12 protein-coding genes are annotated in these 15,813 nt (G+C 51.4%); 5 read left to right on the top strand and 7 right to left on the bottom strand.

Going from position 1 to position 15,813, the window contains the following annotated elements; genetic code table 11:
• Nucleotides 1–217 precede the first annotated feature (217 nt).
• The 3 genes from ACQY4V_RS01070 (at nucleotide 218) to ACQY4V_RS01060 (ending at nucleotide 2,925) form a co-directional block, all read left to right on the top strand.
• Nucleotides 218–1,033, top strand: coding sequence for a hypothetical protein (locus ACQY4V_RS01070; RefSeq protein ID WP_428515106.1), 816 nt, complete (start codon nucleotides 218–220; stop codon nucleotides 1,031–1,033).
• A 38-nt stretch (nucleotides 1,034–1,071) separates the two neighbouring features.
• On the top strand, nucleotides 1,072–1,941 hold the full coding sequence (locus ACQY4V_RS01065) for a 2OG-Fe(II) oxygenase (RefSeq protein ID WP_428515105.1): 870 nt from the start codon (nucleotides 1,072–1,074) through the stop codon (nucleotides 1,939–1,941).
• A 315-nt stretch (nucleotides 1,942–2,256) separates the two neighbouring features.
• Nucleotides 2,257–2,925: a rhomboid family intramembrane serine protease gene (locus ACQY4V_RS01060; protein ID WP_428515104.1), complete on the top strand. Its 669-nt coding sequence runs from the start codon at nucleotides 2,257–2,259 to the stop codon at nucleotides 2,923–2,925.
• Here ACQY4V_RS01060 and ACQY4V_RS01055 read toward each other — a convergent pair.
• The 4 genes from ACQY4V_RS01055 to ACQY4V_RS01040 all read right to left on the bottom strand — a co-directional run bounded on the left by ACQY4V_RS01055 (nucleotide 2,922) and on the right by ACQY4V_RS01040 (nucleotide 6,247).
• Entirely contained in the window at nucleotides 2,922–3,428 is a 507-nt protein-coding gene (locus ACQY4V_RS01055; protein WP_428515103.1) for a glycosyltransferase, read from the bottom strand. The genes ACQY4V_RS01060 and ACQY4V_RS01055 overlap by 4 nt on opposite strands.
• A complete protein-coding gene (locus tag ACQY4V_RS01050; RefSeq protein WP_428515102.1) occupies nucleotides 3,425–3,907 on the bottom strand; it encodes a UDP-N-acetylglucosamine--LPS N-acetylglucosamine transferase in 483 nt (160 codons plus the stop codon). Before ACQY4V_RS01050 ends, ACQY4V_RS01055 begins: the two co-directional genes overlap by 4 nt.
• 96 nt (nucleotides 3,908–4,003) lie before the next feature.
• Nucleotides 4,004–5,173, bottom strand: a complete 1,170-nt coding sequence (locus ACQY4V_RS01045) for a polysaccharide pyruvyl transferase family protein (protein ID WP_428515101.1) — start codon at nucleotides 5,171–5,173, stop codon at nucleotides 4,004–4,006.
• A 96-nt stretch (nucleotides 5,174–5,269) separates the two neighbouring features.
• Nucleotides 5,270–6,247, bottom strand: a complete 978-nt coding sequence (locus tag ACQY4V_RS01040) for a Coenzyme F420 hydrogenase/dehydrogenase, beta subunit C-terminal domain (RefSeq protein ID WP_428517323.1) — start codon at nucleotides 6,245–6,247, stop codon at nucleotides 5,270–5,272.
• 430 nt (nucleotides 6,248–6,677) lie between these two features.
• Between ACQY4V_RS01040 and ACQY4V_RS01035 the strand changes: the two genes are divergently transcribed.
• Both ACQY4V_RS01035 and ACQY4V_RS01030 read left to right on the top strand, forming a co-directional pair.
• Nucleotides 6,678–8,093: an oligosaccharide flippase family protein gene (locus ACQY4V_RS01035; RefSeq protein WP_428515100.1), complete on the top strand. Its 1,416-nt coding sequence runs from the start codon at nucleotides 6,678–6,680 to the stop codon at nucleotides 8,091–8,093.
• A gap of 230 nt (nucleotides 8,094–8,323) precedes the next feature.
• Nucleotides 8,324–9,718 (top strand): O-antigen ligase family protein, encoded by a 1,395-nt coding sequence (locus ACQY4V_RS01030; RefSeq protein ID WP_428515099.1) that lies wholly within the window; start codon nucleotides 8,324–8,326, stop codon nucleotides 9,716–9,718.
• Here ACQY4V_RS01030 and ACQY4V_RS01025 read toward each other — a convergent pair.
• From ACQY4V_RS01025 to ACQY4V_RS01015, 3 genes are all read right to left on the bottom strand, one after another.
• A complete protein-coding gene (locus tag ACQY4V_RS01025) occupies nucleotides 9,649–10,911 on the bottom strand; it encodes a glycosyltransferase family 4 protein (protein ID WP_428515098.1) in 1,263 nt (420 codons plus the stop codon). The two genes, ACQY4V_RS01030 and ACQY4V_RS01025, sit on opposite strands and share 70 nt — an antisense overlap.
• A complete protein-coding gene (locus tag ACQY4V_RS01020) occupies nucleotides 10,890–11,834 on the bottom strand; it encodes a glycosyltransferase family 2 protein (protein WP_428515097.1) in 945 nt (314 codons plus the stop codon). Before ACQY4V_RS01020 ends, ACQY4V_RS01025 begins: the two co-directional genes overlap by 22 nt.
• Nucleotides 11,835–11,990: 156 nt before the next feature.
• Complete coding sequence (locus tag ACQY4V_RS01015) at nucleotides 11,991–15,734, bottom strand: right-handed parallel beta-helix repeat-containing protein (RefSeq protein WP_428515096.1); 3,744 nt, start codon at nucleotides 15,732–15,734, stop codon at nucleotides 11,991–11,993.
• Nucleotides 15,735–15,813 lie beyond the last annotated feature (79 nt).

Below are 15,813 nucleotides of genomic sequence, written 5' to 3'. Positions count from 1 at the left end.
GCCGATGAAAGCTTCTTTCAAGAGTTCCTGTTTGAGTCGCGAGGTTAGTAGGATGAGAGAACCTGGGCAAATTTACGAACCGAGCCAAACGAAACGTCTTTCAAGGGAAAAGCCGAGTATCAGACATTATAGAGATCAAAAATGTGGGTATTCGACAATAAGTGATGACGTCATGGGTTGGCGATCTTTTGGACAAATAAACTCGTGGAGGCCGTGAATGCCGAGAATGATAAACGCGTTGCTCAACCCGCAACGTGCCGCTCTGAAAATATGGAAAATGCTCGGCACTGCATCTCTTTCGAGCCGATTACAATACGATCTCTTTGATAGACCGCATTATGCCTATTGTCTTGCTAATGCCGCTAGACTGGCCCAGTCCCTTTCTGTGCCACGTATATCGGCGATAGAGTTCGGTGTAGCTGGAGGAAGAGGACTCTTAGCCCTTGAAGAGTTATGTCCTGAAATCGAAAAAGCTTACGGCGTGCAGATCGAGATCTGGGGGTTTGATACCGGTGAGGGATTGCCAGATCCTGTTGACTACCGCGATCTACCCTACATCTGGAAGTCCGGCTTTTATCGCATGGATCATTCTGCGCTAGAGGCAAAGCTGACGCGTGCCCGTTTAGTTCTGGGCGATGTTAAGGACACTGTGCCCGATTTCTTTGATAGTCATACTCCAGCGCCTTTGGGTGCTGCCTTCTTCGATCTCGATTTTTGGTCTTCAACGTATGACTCGTTTGGTATTTTTTCAGCTAAACCGGAATTTTTGTTACCGCGTATTCACTGCTATTGCGACGACGTAATCAGCAGCGAAGGCGGAGGCATTTTAAGTGAAGATGTCGGCCAATTGCGCGCTATTGCTGACTACAACGACACTTCAAAAATGCGTAAGCTGCGCCGTATTGCCGGTCTTGCTGACAAGCGTCCTATTCGTGCGGTCTGGCCAAGTCAGATTTACGTTCATCACGCATTCGACCACCCAGACTACACTACTTACATTCACGATGATAAAAACAGACAACTGGCAATCTAGGTCCCTACCGTGATTCCAATATGCAAAGAGGTTGAGTAATGACCGACGACACCACTATCACTCCCGTGAACGCAAAGGATCGCACAGCACGTTTGCATCCACGTGTAGTTGGAGACACGCTTTTTTTTGATCGTGCAGAATGTCACGCTCTGGGGGACGCCCTGCATACAGAATACGTAAGCAACAAACCTTATCCGCATATCGTGATTGACGATCTCCTGCCACACGATCTACTGCATCGCATCTTAGAGGATTTTCCGAAACGTGAAAAAGGGCGGTTTGATGATGATCACTCTCGGCTAAAGACGGGCTACCAAATGGAAAAAATCACAAGCCCGCTTATCACCAACGTGATCAATGCACTTAACTCGTCGCCGTTTCTTGAGTTTCTGGAACGCATGACTGGCATCAAGGGCCTCATCACAGACCCGCACCAAGCTGGGGGTGGTTTGCACGAAACTGCGCGAGGCGGACACCTTAGCATTCATGCCGACTTCAACACGCACGCTCACTTGCGCACACGACGCCGAATGAACTTAATTCTCTTCCTAAACGAAAATTGGCAAGATGAGTACGGAGGAGCGCTGGAGCTTTGGGAAACAGACATGTCTGCGAAAACCAAGTCTGTAATGCCTGTGATCGGTCGTGCAGTTGTCTTCAACACTGAAAGCGACACGTTCCACGGCCACCCCGACCCACTTACGTGCCCCGAGGATGTTTACCGCCGATCCCTCGCGCTTTACTATTACACGGTACCTGGAGATGCTCATGCGCTCGAGCGGAGCCATTCTACAAATTTTCAGCGTCGTCCAGGAAGCAGTGACAAACGTCAAATACGTTCGAAGCTGCGTGAGCTCGCGATTGATCTCACGCCCCCGGCGCTGTATCGAGCATTTAAGAAGAAGTGACAAGGTAGCGCAGATCCATTGATGCTAGTTGATTGAGCGGGAAGAGAATACGGCGTAGTTGAGGCACACTGAGCAGAGGTCCCCAAAGACAACCTCGGAAAAGGTCGTTTACCATCGGCTTCAATGGCGCTTTAAGCGCGGTACAAGCCGATTGGGGATTTCAACTATAAATCGACGATCGACCGTGCCGCGTCCACGCATTGACGGAAAGTGATCTAGAGGCGCATTCTCGTGCGGTTGCGGTTCATCCGAGTAGAAGATAGGTGCAGCTGCCTATCAGTCTCTCTTGAGTTTAGTAGATGACTGGCACATGCGGTGAAAACTAAGCGACATCGCCTTTTCTGTAAGTTCAACGCCTATTTCGCATGTCATTGGGTGTTGCTTTCGTTGGTGGTAACTTGTGTTTCTATTGAGATAATCCTTCAAGGCGCCGATTTCGGGCTTTGGGGCTCGCCCCGTTGGCGGGGCCTCGTTTATCAGTATGGAGGATTCTGGCGAGGCCTGCTGAGCAACTGGCAGCCCAATTATCCTGCGCAGCCTGCCGCAATGTTTGCGAGCTACGGATTCCTGCACGGCGGTTTTGTTCACCTTCTGGTGAACATGATAACGCTTATTTCATTGGGCCGGCTGGTGATCGAGCGGGTGGGTCAGATGCGCTTTGCGGTAATCTATGCGCTTTCCCTCTTAGGCGGCGCGGTGGGCTTTGCCTTGATGTCCTCCGCGGTACAACCGATGGTTGGGGCGTCCGGCGCGTTATTCGGCTTAGCCGGGGTGCTAACCAGATGGGAGTACACTGCTTTGAGATTGGCTCGCGCAGGCATTACGCCCGTTTTGCGAGTAATCGGTTTGCTCGTCGCTCTCAACGTCGTGATGTACTTTGCCATGGACGGAAATCTCGCGTGGGAGAGTCACTTGGGAGGCTTTTTGGCGGGTTGGGCAGCAGGATGGTGGATACGCGAGCGTAATCTCGACGAACGCTGCTAATTATGGGAACCGAGGATAAACGCACGCAGGCTTTCGGTGAAATCTGCGGATGCAAAGGGATCGATACTCTCAGACTTTGGCCTGCCGGCGGCTTTCAGCGCGACCTCTATGCACCTTGGCAAGTCGTGTTCGTCGGAGGCCTTGTAAAGCCCGGCATGGTCGCCTAGTCGTTCAACTGTTGCGATCTGATGGTCATTTCTATGTTCACCGTATTTGTGCCGCCGAGGCATGATGCAGATTTGCTTGCCTTCGGTCAGTGCAGTCAGAATCGTACCCATCCCGGCGTGCGAAATGATCAAGTCCGCTTTGCCAAGTACCTCAGCATACTCTACCGGTGAGAGCCGTTCTTTGATCTCGAAGTGTTGAGGATGATATGGATCTTGAGATGGGGACAATACCTGCCCGAAAACTTCGCATTCGAGCTTTGCTCTGCCAACCCACTCATCTACGGCCTTAACAAGCCGATCAAAGGGAAGCTGGGTGCCGGTTGTCAGAAAAATCACAGCACTCGTCCCATGAAGTGTGGCCCGTCTGGCTGCGCCAGATGTTCCCATTGCGTGAGCCACAAATCCGCGTACTTACCTACTTCCTGGCCGGACCTCGAAAGTTCTTCGGCATTCGCCATACTGTCTACCCAGATGGTGCGAGCCCCGATAAGCTTTCCGAAACGCAGAGCAAAATAACCGGGTGCTGCGCCGGTCGTAATAATAACAGCTGGGCGGTGGCGCAGCACTGCGAAAGACACTTCCAAAAGCTGCCGAAAAAGGCGTGATTTTTCCCTGAGATTGGCATCTGTGACCGATATAAGTTTCGGTCGTGGATTGCCTTCGTTAGCAGCCATGATCTGAACGGTGCTCAAAAGTCCAGGTTCCGTGGTGACGTAGACGGTGGTCAACCCGTCCCACGCTTTGCGCATTCTCATCAACTGCACCCAGTGCCCCCCGGCAGAGGCCACGACCATGATTTTTTCAGTGGCTGGCAAGTTATAGTTCCCCTTGAACTCTTCAGGTAGAAATCATGAGCATCAACGTGCTTGGTCGAGAGCGCTTTTCGACGTACGAAATTTCCTTTTTCTCAATCAATCCGTTGTATTCAGCTTATGCATCAGATCGCCAAGTGCGACTTCATAGTGCCCGAGCTTTTCCAGCCCCCTTTCAAGTGATGCCTTTTGCGTTTGAACCAACTCAGAGCGACGTTCAAAGGCGTCCATGATGCGCAAAATGATTTCGTCTGCGCTCTGCGTGGTGCAATCCACCGTTTCATCATAACCCAAGGCCCCGAAGAGACCCGCAAACTTACGGCTGTAGGCCATTGGAACAACGGGAACACCCGATGAAAAAGCGGCGATGCAGGCGTGCATCCGGGCACCCATGAAGAAATCCATGCTCGCGATATAGCTTTTGGCCTCGGAGGGAGAGGTGAAGCCTGGCGCGACAGTTACGGAGGGAAATTCTTCGGCAAGTTTCAAGCTTGCGGCATGATCGTCCTCGAGCGCGCCCTGCTTCCAAGAGATCACATGTGGGGCCAGATGCACCTCGCACGGTTCGGTATGATCCTCAAACCTTTGCAATATGGCGCGCATCAGATCCGGATAATTCAGTTTGAGCCCGAACATGTTATCTCGGTTATAGCCGCCGCTCATGAGAAGGCCTGAAACGTTAATCCCGATCCTGATTGGCGCGGCTTCGGACCGAGCTGGTGGCAGATCATAAGGCAGACAAAGCGCGACATCTGAGGCTTCGATAACGTCTCCCTCAAACCCGATGTCGCGCAGACACGAGGTCGACAGCTTATCGCGCGTTGCGGCGATCGCGCTGAGGCGGACGCTCTGCCGGGCCAGAAAGCTGGACAGGCGGAACTTGAATGGCCCGAACGTTTGAGGGGCGAGCACAAGCGGTTTGCGAGCCAAATGCGTGAGGTACTTCATCAGGAACATTTGGGTCAGGCGGCGGCGACCGTATATGTCTGCGAAGCTGTCCCCTCCGCCAATATCAATGACCAAATCGCTTTCCCGCACGGCACGAAAGAAGTCAATCGGCTTACGCAGGGGCCGGGTTGGCCTAATAACCACGTCATCGCCCGAAACATAGGGCGGACGTTCCGAAATGCTGTCGATGACTTTGATCGAAATAGGAATGTCTCGCTCAGCGGCAATCTTCCGTAGGATTGCCACTTCCGAAACACTTAAAGCCCCGACGCCCAAGTTATCGTTGCTAGCAGAGTGAAAGAGCAGCGCAATCGTTAGCATGCAGATGTCCTGAGATAGCTTTGTCTTGTTCCGTCTATTAGGCGTCTTGCACAGGTCTGTGATACGGATAAGGCGGCTTCGTGATTTTCGCTTGTCTTAACCGCGGTAAGATAGTCTCTGCCGGATCACACGACGCAGCATACCTAGGAAGTTCTTGAGATTTCGCCGTGCAGGGTTCTGAAGGGCTGCGCGAGCGATACGCAATCCGCGATAGCGCGGCACGGGGCACCCGGCGAGACGAAGTGCCAGAAGACGCGCGAACAGAGCGCGACGCCTTTCTCTCTGACCTGGCTGGATTTCAGCGAGACGTTCTATCCTGAAATGCTTGGTAGCGATGCTATCTGCAGCGATCGCTTCATTGAGCAAGCGATCACCCAGTTTCGTCCGGGTAACGATCAGGCTGACACCATCGGCCTCGTCAAAAACCGGATAACCTGAGGCATCACAATCCCAGGCATCGGCACAGACGATATCGGCAGCTTTCCCGGTTCCATCCGCGCATATCTTGCAGCGGTGCTGAACATGTTTGGAGAGAATTCCACCCCAGCTATCGTGGTAGCTCATCGAGCGTTCACTTCCATTGCGCAAGGTGGCGGTCGCACGACCTGGCCACCCCTGCCCTCTGTACCGAAACCTGCTGATGTCGGCCGGACTAGCCTGTAGCGCCTGCAGGACCGCTCTACCGCCCGTCTCAGAAGGGACACCCGCACAGAAAAAGGAGATCATGATGGGAAAGGTTGCGGCAATCTCACGGCGCTCATCGGCTAACGCACGCAACGCCGCGACATCGCAGGGTTTTCCGACGAAAGCGTAGCGGCGCCCGGTCGCCAAAAGTTCTTGGATTTCAGCCAATGGATCTGAAGGCGCATAGCGCGACCCGGCCGCTGCGAGAATATCGGCTCGTTTTTTACCAATCATTGTGCGGTTTGAGATTGGGTTATCAGGATCAGCAGCAACCTGCACGACAGCTTCTACATCGCCGCTGTCAAGTATATGCACGAGCAGCGCCGACAACACGCCACCTGACGCGCCGGCAAAGCGGACTTCAGGATCCGTGGCCCATCCCGTTTGCATCTCCAAGTATGGGCCCCATAGTGGGTTATCGATACGTTCGCCGACCTCGACCCTCTGACCGATCGCAGGACAGAAACTGGCCAACGACGCACTCTCTGATTCTGACAGTTGCTTGATCTGCCGGGGTCGCAGGAAGCCTGGTGGGGTCGTTTCCATCTCGAGCTTTTCTGGAAATAGGCCTGCGCATGCGCCACACCCAGCGCACAGATCACCCTTCGCTATTCTAGCCAGAACAGGACTTAACGGGGGCTTGTGCATCAAACACCAATACAGTTGTGAACGTCAGTTTCTTTGGAGCTCAGAGTGGCATATGACATGCACTGCAAATCAGGAACTCTCGAAAAGGCAATAACGGCTTGACCCATAAGCGGCAAACAGGAAATACCCACTTGTGTCCAATGGGAACGTTCGAAAAGGCTTGCCGTCCAACGTGTTTCGTACCGCTCTCCTGATTTTTTCCGGAAATGCAGCAGCCTCGATGCTGCTCTTGGTACGGAACCTCGTTGTCGCCCGTCTTATCCCGGTCGAAGATTACGGTATCGCCGCAACGTTTGCAGTTGTGATGGCTATGGTGGAGATGGCTTCAGCCTTGGGTCTGCAACAGCAGATCGTTCAATCAAAAGACGGAGACGATCCCCAATTTCAGGCGGCATTGCAGGGCTTTCAGGTCCTTCGAGGTGTTATCGCTGGAATTGTTCTGTTCATGATTGCGGAGCCGGTAGCCCAGTTTCTGGGAATTCCCGAGGTGATCTGGGCCTATCAATTGCTTGCAATTGTACCTGTAATAAAAGCATTCGAGCATTTCGATGTTCACCGGCTTAGCCGACAGATGCGGTTCTGGCCGCTCATGCTGACCGGTGGAATACCCGCCCTTCTGTCGCTGCTTCTGGTCTGGCCGCTAGCCACTTGGCTGGGCGATTGGCAGGTGATGCTCTATGCTATTCTAGCGCAGATTGCAGCCATGGCCCTTACCTCGCATATCGTGGCAGAGCGCCCATATCGGCTGGCCTTCGATCGCACCACAATGGCTACCTCATTGCGCTTCGGTTGGCCGCTCCTTGCCAATTCAGTTTTGATGTTTCTGGTCTTTCAGGGAGACAAGCTGATCGTAGGCCGAGTTTTGGGAATGGATGCCCTCGCAGTTTTTGCGATGGGGATGACACTGACACTTACGCCTACAATGGTATTTACAAAATCAGCCCAGAATTTCTTTCTGCCGCAGCTTGCAACCCTTAATCGAAGCAAGATCGACGACAACCAGAGATTTCATCATATCGCAATGGCAACATGCCAGGCGCATATTTTGTTCTCAGCGATTTTCGTCTGTTTCATCGCTTTTCTGGGGCAAATCATCTTGCAAATATTGCTAGGAGACAAATTTTCAGATCTTCTTCCGATTTTCACGATGTTTGCCGTTCTTCAAGGCCTTCGCATTTTGAAAGGAGGTCAATCCTCTGTAGCTTTTGCGGATGGATACAGTGAAAATTCGATGATTTCGAATCTTCCGCGTGTTCTTCTGCTTGCGCTTGGATACTGGCTTGCGGTCAAATACGAGAACATCACCGCTGTCATAGCCGTTGCTATTCTAGGAGAGGCTGCAGGATTTGTGATTGCCTCAATACTTCTGTGGAAGCGCTCAAAAATTGGGCTTGCACCGGTGGTCCGCCCTGCATCTGTAGTAATCCTTTTGTTTGCATTACTACTTTATGAACAACAATCGGTCCTCACAGTGCTGTCTTCCATTGCTATTCTAGTGGTTTTTGTATTGTTGATAGCCTCTATGAAAGAGCTTAGGGTCTACTTCTTCAAAAGGTCTCGCCTGACATGCCCTCCATCGGCCCCCTAGTCATAACGAGAGTGGGCAGGTTGGATTCTGCTAGTCGAGTTCGTCATCTGGCGTGGAACTCTGAAACCGCGCTTCGTAAAGAAACGCCCGACGAAGCATGCTTTGGCGCGACACATCTTAAAACGGAACCCGCGCATCATGGCGTAGAATCAAACCTTTGCGGAATAGCAGAAACACTTCAAGCAAAAAGAACCTTGCATGTCTAAAACCATAGAAGCCTTGGAGGATTGATGGTTGCGAAAGCGAAGAAAGGACTCGCTGAACAGTCTCGAATTCAAGGACTTGGCAATACCAAGAAAGTAGTCGGTCTACCGGCAGTTGCCGCGACTTTCCTCATTGGCTTGTTTATTCCGCTGTTTATATTTCTGGGCCCGATACGAATGTCGGCCTATCGAATTGTTTTGCTTCTGATTTTCCTACCTGCGCTCGTCCAATTGCTCAAAGGGCTCGCAGGTCGGATGCGTCTACCTGACTTCTGTGTAATTGGAATATGCGTCTGGTCTTCAATCTCGCTAATAGTGCTTCATGGCATTAGTCAGACAATTGAACCAATAGGTGTCCTATGGATTGAAACATTGGGCGCCTACCTAATTGGGCGCGTCTACATTCGCACGCCTGAAGCCTTCTATGCCGTTGCTAAAATTCTTTTCTCGATGTGTTTGTTAATGCTGCCGTTCGTGATTTTTGAAGCCCTCGCTTCAAAGAACCTTATTCTTCTCTTGTTTAACAAAATTGGCCCCTCGCTGCCAGACTTGGCGGCGGAAATTGATAACAGGTTAGGCCTCAATCGCACGCAAGGGCCCTTTGATCATCCTATTATATTTGGAGTCTTGTTTGGAAGCCTGATCGGAGTGAGTTATTATGTACTGGGATATGGGCGGAAGATTTTCATGCGTATGCTGCAACCGGTGTTGCTTGCAGTTACAGCGGCTCTTTCCCTTTCCACGGGACCGCTGATTGCGATGAATGTCCAGATTTTCCTGGTGTTTTGGGACAAAATATTATCTTCTGTCAAAGCTCGCTGGTACATCCTTACGGCGTTGGCAATCGTCGGGTACTTGATCGTCGATATCTTTTTCGCCAATAGAACACCATTTCACACATTGGTCGCGTATTTGTCCTTCAGTCAGGGGTCTGCTTACAATCGCATTCTGATCTGGATCTACGGCACGCAGAATATCTTCGACAATCCCGTATTCGGCATCGGTCTCGAAGACTGGGCGCGTCCCAGTTGGATGTCGAGCAGCATGGACATGTTCTGGATCGTAGGGGCTGTAAAGCACGGCGTAGTTGTCTGGGTACTCTGGCTCGCACTGTTTTTCGCGGTCTTTCTCCAAGTCGCATTGAAAAAAGAATTGAATACGCGCGTGCAATACTATCGTACCGGATATTTAATTAGTTTATTCGGGCTATTTATGGCTGGCTGGACAGTGCACTTCTTTAACGCACTTTTTGTGTACTTCATGTTCATGTTGGGTTGTGGTCTTTGGATAACAGAGAGAGTCGCTGATGATGAAGCTGATACGACCTCAGAGGAGCGCGAGCGAACACTTAGCTACTCGCGCTTCCCCCCTCGAGCTGTGAGACACACAGCAGGCCGCCCTCCTTCTAAGACGCTTTCGTAGAGATCAAGCATCAAGGCGGCTTTTTTCTCCCAGAGCCCCTCAGCCAACACCTTCTTCTGTGCCGCCTCCCCCATTTCTTCGCGGCGCCTTCTATTCGCGTATAGTGTACGTATAGAACGCGCAACATCACGCGCCAAGGCCTCTGGCGTTGAGACAGGAAGGCGTAGGGCACAGGTGTCATCTGTCACAAAAGCGGGGCCTCCGTAGTCTACGGTGATAACTGGCAAACCCCATTGCATTGCTTCATAGAGAACTCCACCGGTCGGCTCGCGAAAGGAAGGGAAAACAAATACATCTGATGTGCGATAGAGATGATCAATCTCCGCCCGCGGTACTTTTCCCATGAAGGTCACGCGGTCAAGCACTCCCAGTTTTTCAGCCTCTTTCCGGGCGAACTCAATCTCTTCTCCCGCGCCGGCAGATGTTAGGGTGACGTCCGGTAGGTCACTAATCAAGGCCATAGCCCGGATGACATCTCTTAGCCCTTTTGTACGGACACCGCGCCCTACGTGCAGTAGGCGTAAACCATCAGCGCTTCCCTTCGTATGTTCTGATGGTATACCGTCAACACCAAGTTCCAGAAGAGGCTCAAATCTCTTCAAAGGTACGTTAGCTAACCGCTCTTGGACATAGGGGGCCACACCGAGAACAATCTCCGCTTCAGAGTAGCTTTTTCGGAGCCAAGGGTCATACCTAAATCGTAAGCCATCAATATTACGTAGCCTAGTGTACCAAGAGGTCTTACCTACCTCAGAAGTGAACCCAGGAGGCGTTTGCAAAGCTCCACCAATAGGACCAATGATATAGGGGATTTTCTGATTGTGGAATGGACAGGGATAACGTGCTGCGAGAGGCATAATCTGATGTGCCAGGTCAAACCTACGTCCCTGCAATAGCTGTTTTTGCAGCCACTTGTGCACAAAGCGAAAGAGCAACGGGTACGCAGGCTTAAGGGTCGCATTGAAACGCTCAAACCTGTGCAGAAATGCGGGCTCTGGCCATGTTACTGCTTCCGCTTCGGGAATTTGCTCCGCAACAGTTGGGCGACCTGATCGTTCAAAACTCAACAGCGTCAGATCAACGTGGGGCGCCAGCGCTTTAGCCCATTTGTAGGCGACAAAAACTTCTCCAACATCCGTGCCGTCGAATCCGTAGGATAACAATAGAACTTTCATCGTGATGTGCTGGGCCATGTATTTAGACTCTGACCGAACACCTCTCTGAAATGATGAGCTCGCTCCCGCGCTCGTGAATTCGAAGCCCTAATGCTTGCAATGCTCCAAAAAACCGCGCGTGATCCGTTGAAGGAGAGGATGATCAGGAACGCCACAATGGCGCTGGCGTAACCGGAATGTTTGCGATGCAGACGTATAATCGCCTCCGAAAGCATGACATCGCGCTTGGCATTTAACTTTTTGACAGACCCACCTCCATGATGTGTGATTTCTCCGATGGGCGCAAATACTAGTAACCACCCCGCCTCACGCATGCGCTTGCACCAATCCGTTTCTTCTCCAAAGAAAAAAAAACTTTCATCTAGGGGACCTATCTGATCGATAACGGCTCTTCGTACCAAAAGATAACACCCAGATATCACTTCTACTTCGCGTTCCACGTCTCTGTTCCAATCGGCCATCTGGTACCTTCCCAGGAAACGCGGCCATGGCAACCTTGATAATCCAGAAGTAAGGAGAATCTGGTTGAGCAAAGAAGGATATCTGGAACAGGTTTTTTGCACCGAACCGTCGGTGTTGAGAACCCGACACCCCATAGCCGCCACTTTCGGATGCGCACTAAGCCAGTCTACAGATCTCTCAAGCACGTTTCCATGAATGATAGTATCGGAATTCAGAAGAAGAACCTGCTCGCCCTTGGCAATCTCGAAACCTTGATTGTTAGCGGCCGCGAAACCTCGGTTCTCGGCGTTGCGAATGAGACGGACCTGCGGAAAATCTGCTGCCACCAACTCAGGAGAGCCGTCCGTCGAAGCATTATCGATAACGATCACGTCCAGTGCTAATCCATCAGAGTGAACGTAGATAGAAGAGAGGCAGTTTCGCAACATCTCGCGCGTGTTCCAGTTGACGATAATGATGGAGAGAGTGGAAGCGGTCACGCGCCGTGCTCCAAACGTAGGTAAAGCTCATAGAAAAACATGCTTTATTGCTATTTCATTTGCTCGTTTACAACGCACTTCGTTCAAATGCGACCGGAAATTTATTGCTCTGGGCTGAGTGTCGGCGCGCAAATTCTAGCACCAGCTCATGTGGGCCTATGTGAATAGCGCGCCTTCATCGAAGAAAGGTGCTTTATCATGGAAGCTGAACTCATCACTGACTTGAAAATCACGCACTTCACCCTCGAACCAGCGGCTAGATGCCATTCCAAGAGACCATCCCCATTCATGTCCACCGGCACCCACAATATCAAAATCCGTGTCATGTTCATCAAGCACCACTTCATCGTTCAAAACGACCTGCAGACGATCTGCTTCAGCATCGACCATTACAATCAAGTTGTTAATGTTGCCGCCTTCCAGGCCGAGACCATCAACCTTAAAACCCTTGGAGAAATGATCTTCGGAGTTACCTGCATGCACAACCAAAGCATCATCTTTCAACGTCAGGCCCACCTTCATGTGGTTCCAGACTAATCTTTCTTCATCGCCTTCGGCCTCGCCTTTGGTGAAATCCACGGAGAAGGCCAATTTCTGCGATGCCTCGAACTCCGTGAGGCGACCCAAAGCCACGTAGTCTTTCTCACCGTCGAATGAGATAGCGGATCTGCCATCCGCCGTTACTACAACGTGGGCGTCGTCGTGCAACTTGACTTTTTCAGATTCCGTAACAGAAGCGATATCCAGTTTGTACCCGCCTTTGAGCAATGGCTCGGTCAAACCGGACTCTTCCTCTTCATGCATCGGAGGCTCTTGCTCGTCCGGCATTATCGGCTCAGCGGGTATGTCCTCTTGCAAAGTTTCACTCTGCGGCATGGCAAGATTTTCCAGTCGAGTCCCTGAAATCGTCCCAACCTGATCGAAAACGAAATAGCTTATCGTTTCCTCGATATGCCTGGTTTCGGTGTCTGCGCTGGCTTCTTCCTCTACGGATACATCGAAGCTTGCATCCGTGCTGCCATTGCCGCGCGCCCAAGCCGTGTTCCCGCCTTCATAGCTTGACACCCCTGCAATCACATTCGCTCCGCCGGCGATGCTTTCGCCCAAGCCAGCCGTGGCGTTAAGATCGGTCACGTCAGAGATACTTCCTGCTTGCCAGCCCACGTTTCCGGCCCGTCCACCGCCAGCTTCTATGGCAATATAGCCCAGTGCCTCAACTGCGTAGTCGCCGCCATCAAGCGCCTCCTCTTTTTGCAGTTTAAGCTTGAATCCGTCCGTGTCGGACGCCTTCTGGCGGGTTGTTACGAAATCGCTTCCGTTGAAGCTCTGAACCTGACTCAGGATTACTGGGGTGCTGTCGAATTCGGCGTCGAAGAGAACTTGCTCGAAGCCCCTTGATGAGTGTTGATCACTTTCCAGAGTTCCAGCCTCAAAAACTGTACCGTCAGGAAGGACCCACGTCCCTGCTTCCACCACCATGTAGTTGACTGTTTCATTGAGGTGGCGCCCGTCGAGGTAATTCGGCTCTTGCAGTTGAAGAGTCAGCCTATTGTCACCGATGTCGCTGACACGCACATTGACCGGCTGGCCGCCGTTCTCCGTCGCCACAAAAGCAATCACCACAGGGTTATCATAGCTCCGCTGCAGCGTCACCGTTTGCGCCTCGTGGTTCAACGTTAGTGTGCCGGTCTCGGCAAATTCAATTTGAACACCGCCCTCGTTGACGGCGTCCTCGCTCATGATCGGTTCGTTTGGCCCTGATGTGGGCGTTTCTTCGGCGTTGACAGGCTCTTCAAACCTCGGGTCAATTGGGTCTTTTTCAAGCTGCGCTGTGTCGCCACTGGAAATCGGCTGCGTCTCACCATCATAGATCGGGTAGTCAAAAGAATCTGCGCTGAGCTTCAAGGCTGACAATTCTCCTTCAAAAGTCTGCCTGCCCCATGGGTTTCCAAAAATGAAGTCCCAGTCACCACCACCGACGGCACCAAATACATCCGCCCGTGCAGTCACCGTGCCATCAATCTCTATTTCCGCAGATCCCGCAGATCCGTCAAAGCGGATCGTCACATCGTGAGCATTTCCATCACTCATGGAAACACCTTCGCTAGCGACATTGACTCGGGTTCCATCGTCGAGGAATAGATTCAAAGCCAAATTGCCGCTTTCATCGACACCAACAATGAAGCCTTCATGGATACGGGCGATTTCCCCCCAACTTGCTGTACTGTCAGCTCTAACCGACATGGAAAGTTCAAACGCGTCCGTACCGAAAAACTGTGACAACTCAGATTTTGCAACACTGGCTTTGATGCCTGAACTGTCTAGCTTCAGAGCAAAGCCCTTCGATGTTTGGATTAAAGAGCTATGAATGCTATCAAGCGGTGTTTCCTCGCCATAAGCCAAAGCTTCGAAGTATCCCGCCTCAGCGTCAAATTGGAGAATATCACGCCCCTTAATCTCCGTGGTAGAAGAAATTTGCGCAGTGGCGCCCGCCTTGGTTGTTATCAGTAGGGAAACATCGTACTTGCCAGGCGTCGCGAATTCGTGCTTCACGACCCTGCCTGTGGCCGAACTGCCGTCGCTAAAGGCCCAAGTAAAGTTTGCGTCGCGATCCAAAACAATGCCGTTGGAGCCAACTGTCAACGACGCGTCGAAAACAAGTACATTATCAGAAGAAGTGTCAGAGTAAATTTGAAAGTGGGGAGTGAGGCTGTCCGGTGCGTCCTGGAACTGCGTCCGTGTTGCCCCAGCTTCAAGACTTTCTATCTCCCCATCAGGTAGTGCAATAAAGTTATGCGTTCCCACCACCGTATCGAGTGAGGATGCTACGAAAGCATTAATATAGTTCTCTGGCTGGAGGATCGCATTGCTGTTAATGATCCAGCCGGACTGTCCGTCATATCCGTTGATTGCGCTGGTGATATTGTTCTCAATGGTGACGGATGTCGACGCGGGCTTGACGTTTATCTTCGGCACCGTAGCAAGCCCATCAAGTCCGTGCATCTCGCCGTCAGCTTGCAGCACGGAATTGTTGCGGATTATTAGGCCATCGGTCTCTCCGACAGTTATACCGTGCGCATGCCCATTATGTATCGTGTTATTCTCGATTAAAATGTTTCTATAAAACATCTCTTCGCCGTCGCCGTAAGAATCCACCCTTTCGTTGCGCATGAAAATTGACTGTGTCCAAGAACCCTCGCCGATGTCCAAAACGTTGTTCCGGATTACAACATCGGTCGTGGGGGAACTTGTCCCACTTGTCCAGAACTGGATCATGTCAAGGTGGTCGCTTGAATCCGGCGAATGCTCGAAGTCATGGAGATAGTTATCCTCGATTAGAACCGATTTCACTTCGACGAAATTGAGTCCATCACTACGGACATTATGAACCTCATTGCCGGTAACGGTAATGCTTTGAGTCTGAGAAAATAAAGCGCCTCTATGCCAGTTGAAAAACTCATTGTTTTCAATTGATACGTTCAAAGAGTCTCGTACGCTCAAGCCAATCCCAGAACCGTACCCGTCATCAACTCCGGAGACTCCCTTTGCCACATCACCATCAAAAACCGAATTCCGTATCGTGATATTCTCACTGTCCTTTCTAATCTCGAATGGCCGTTGACGTACAGTGTCCCCACTATTGAATTCATAATCAAAAACGACACTGTCAAATGTAATATTACGTGCTCCAGACAGTGCTAGTTCGGAGAAGTTTGCGGGATCACTCGGATCGGCGGAGGTGATGGTGACAGGTGAATCGTATTTGATGAAGGGAAGTTTCCCATCATACAAATGTAGCTTCCCGTAGTCCCCACCCGCCAATTCAATCGTGTCTCCGCCCTTGGCCGATGCCAAGGCATCCATGAGCTCTTCCGAACTCGAAACTGAATAGATGGTCATAGTGATGTCCGCCTGCGCTGCGTCTATTGTCCCGTTTCTCTCAACAGACATTACCTACGCAATTGGCCTATCTGAGACC

This window comes from Roseovarius sp., assembly GCF_965277045.1.
Taxonomy (GTDB): Bacteria; Pseudomonadota; Alphaproteobacteria; order Rhodobacterales; family Rhodobacteraceae; genus Roseovarius.
Note: the sequence above shows the minus strand (reverse complement) of the source record. Positions and strands in the feature narration are given on the sequence as shown.

Bases quoted from the DNA above. Each gene is read 5' to 3' on its own strand.
- ACQY4V_RS01025 (WP_428515098.1), bottom strand. From the start codon at position 10,911: ATGGCCCAGCACATCACGATGAAAGTTCTATTGTTATCCTACGGATTC.
- ACQY4V_RS01070 (WP_428515106.1), top strand. From the start codon at position 218: ATGCCGAGAATGATAAACGCGTTGCTCAACCCGCAACGTGCCGCTCTG.
- ACQY4V_RS01045 (WP_428515101.1), bottom strand. From the start codon at position 5,173: ATGCTAACGATTGCGCTGCTCTTTCACTCTGCTAGCAACGATAACTTG.
- ACQY4V_RS01040 (WP_428517323.1), bottom strand. From the start codon at position 6,247: ATGCAAACGGGATGGGCCACGGATCCTGAAGTCCGCTTTGCCGGCGCG.
- ACQY4V_RS01030 (WP_428515099.1), top strand. From the start codon at position 8,324: ATGGTTGCGAAAGCGAAGAAAGGACTCGCTGAACAGTCTCGAATTCAA.
- ACQY4V_RS01065 (WP_428515105.1), top strand. From the start codon at position 1,072: ATGACCGACGACACCACTATCACTCCCGTGAACGCAAAGGATCGCACA.
- ACQY4V_RS01015 (WP_428515096.1), bottom strand. From the start codon at position 15,734: ATGACCATCTATTCAGTTTCGAGTTCGGAAGAGCTCATGGATGCCTTG.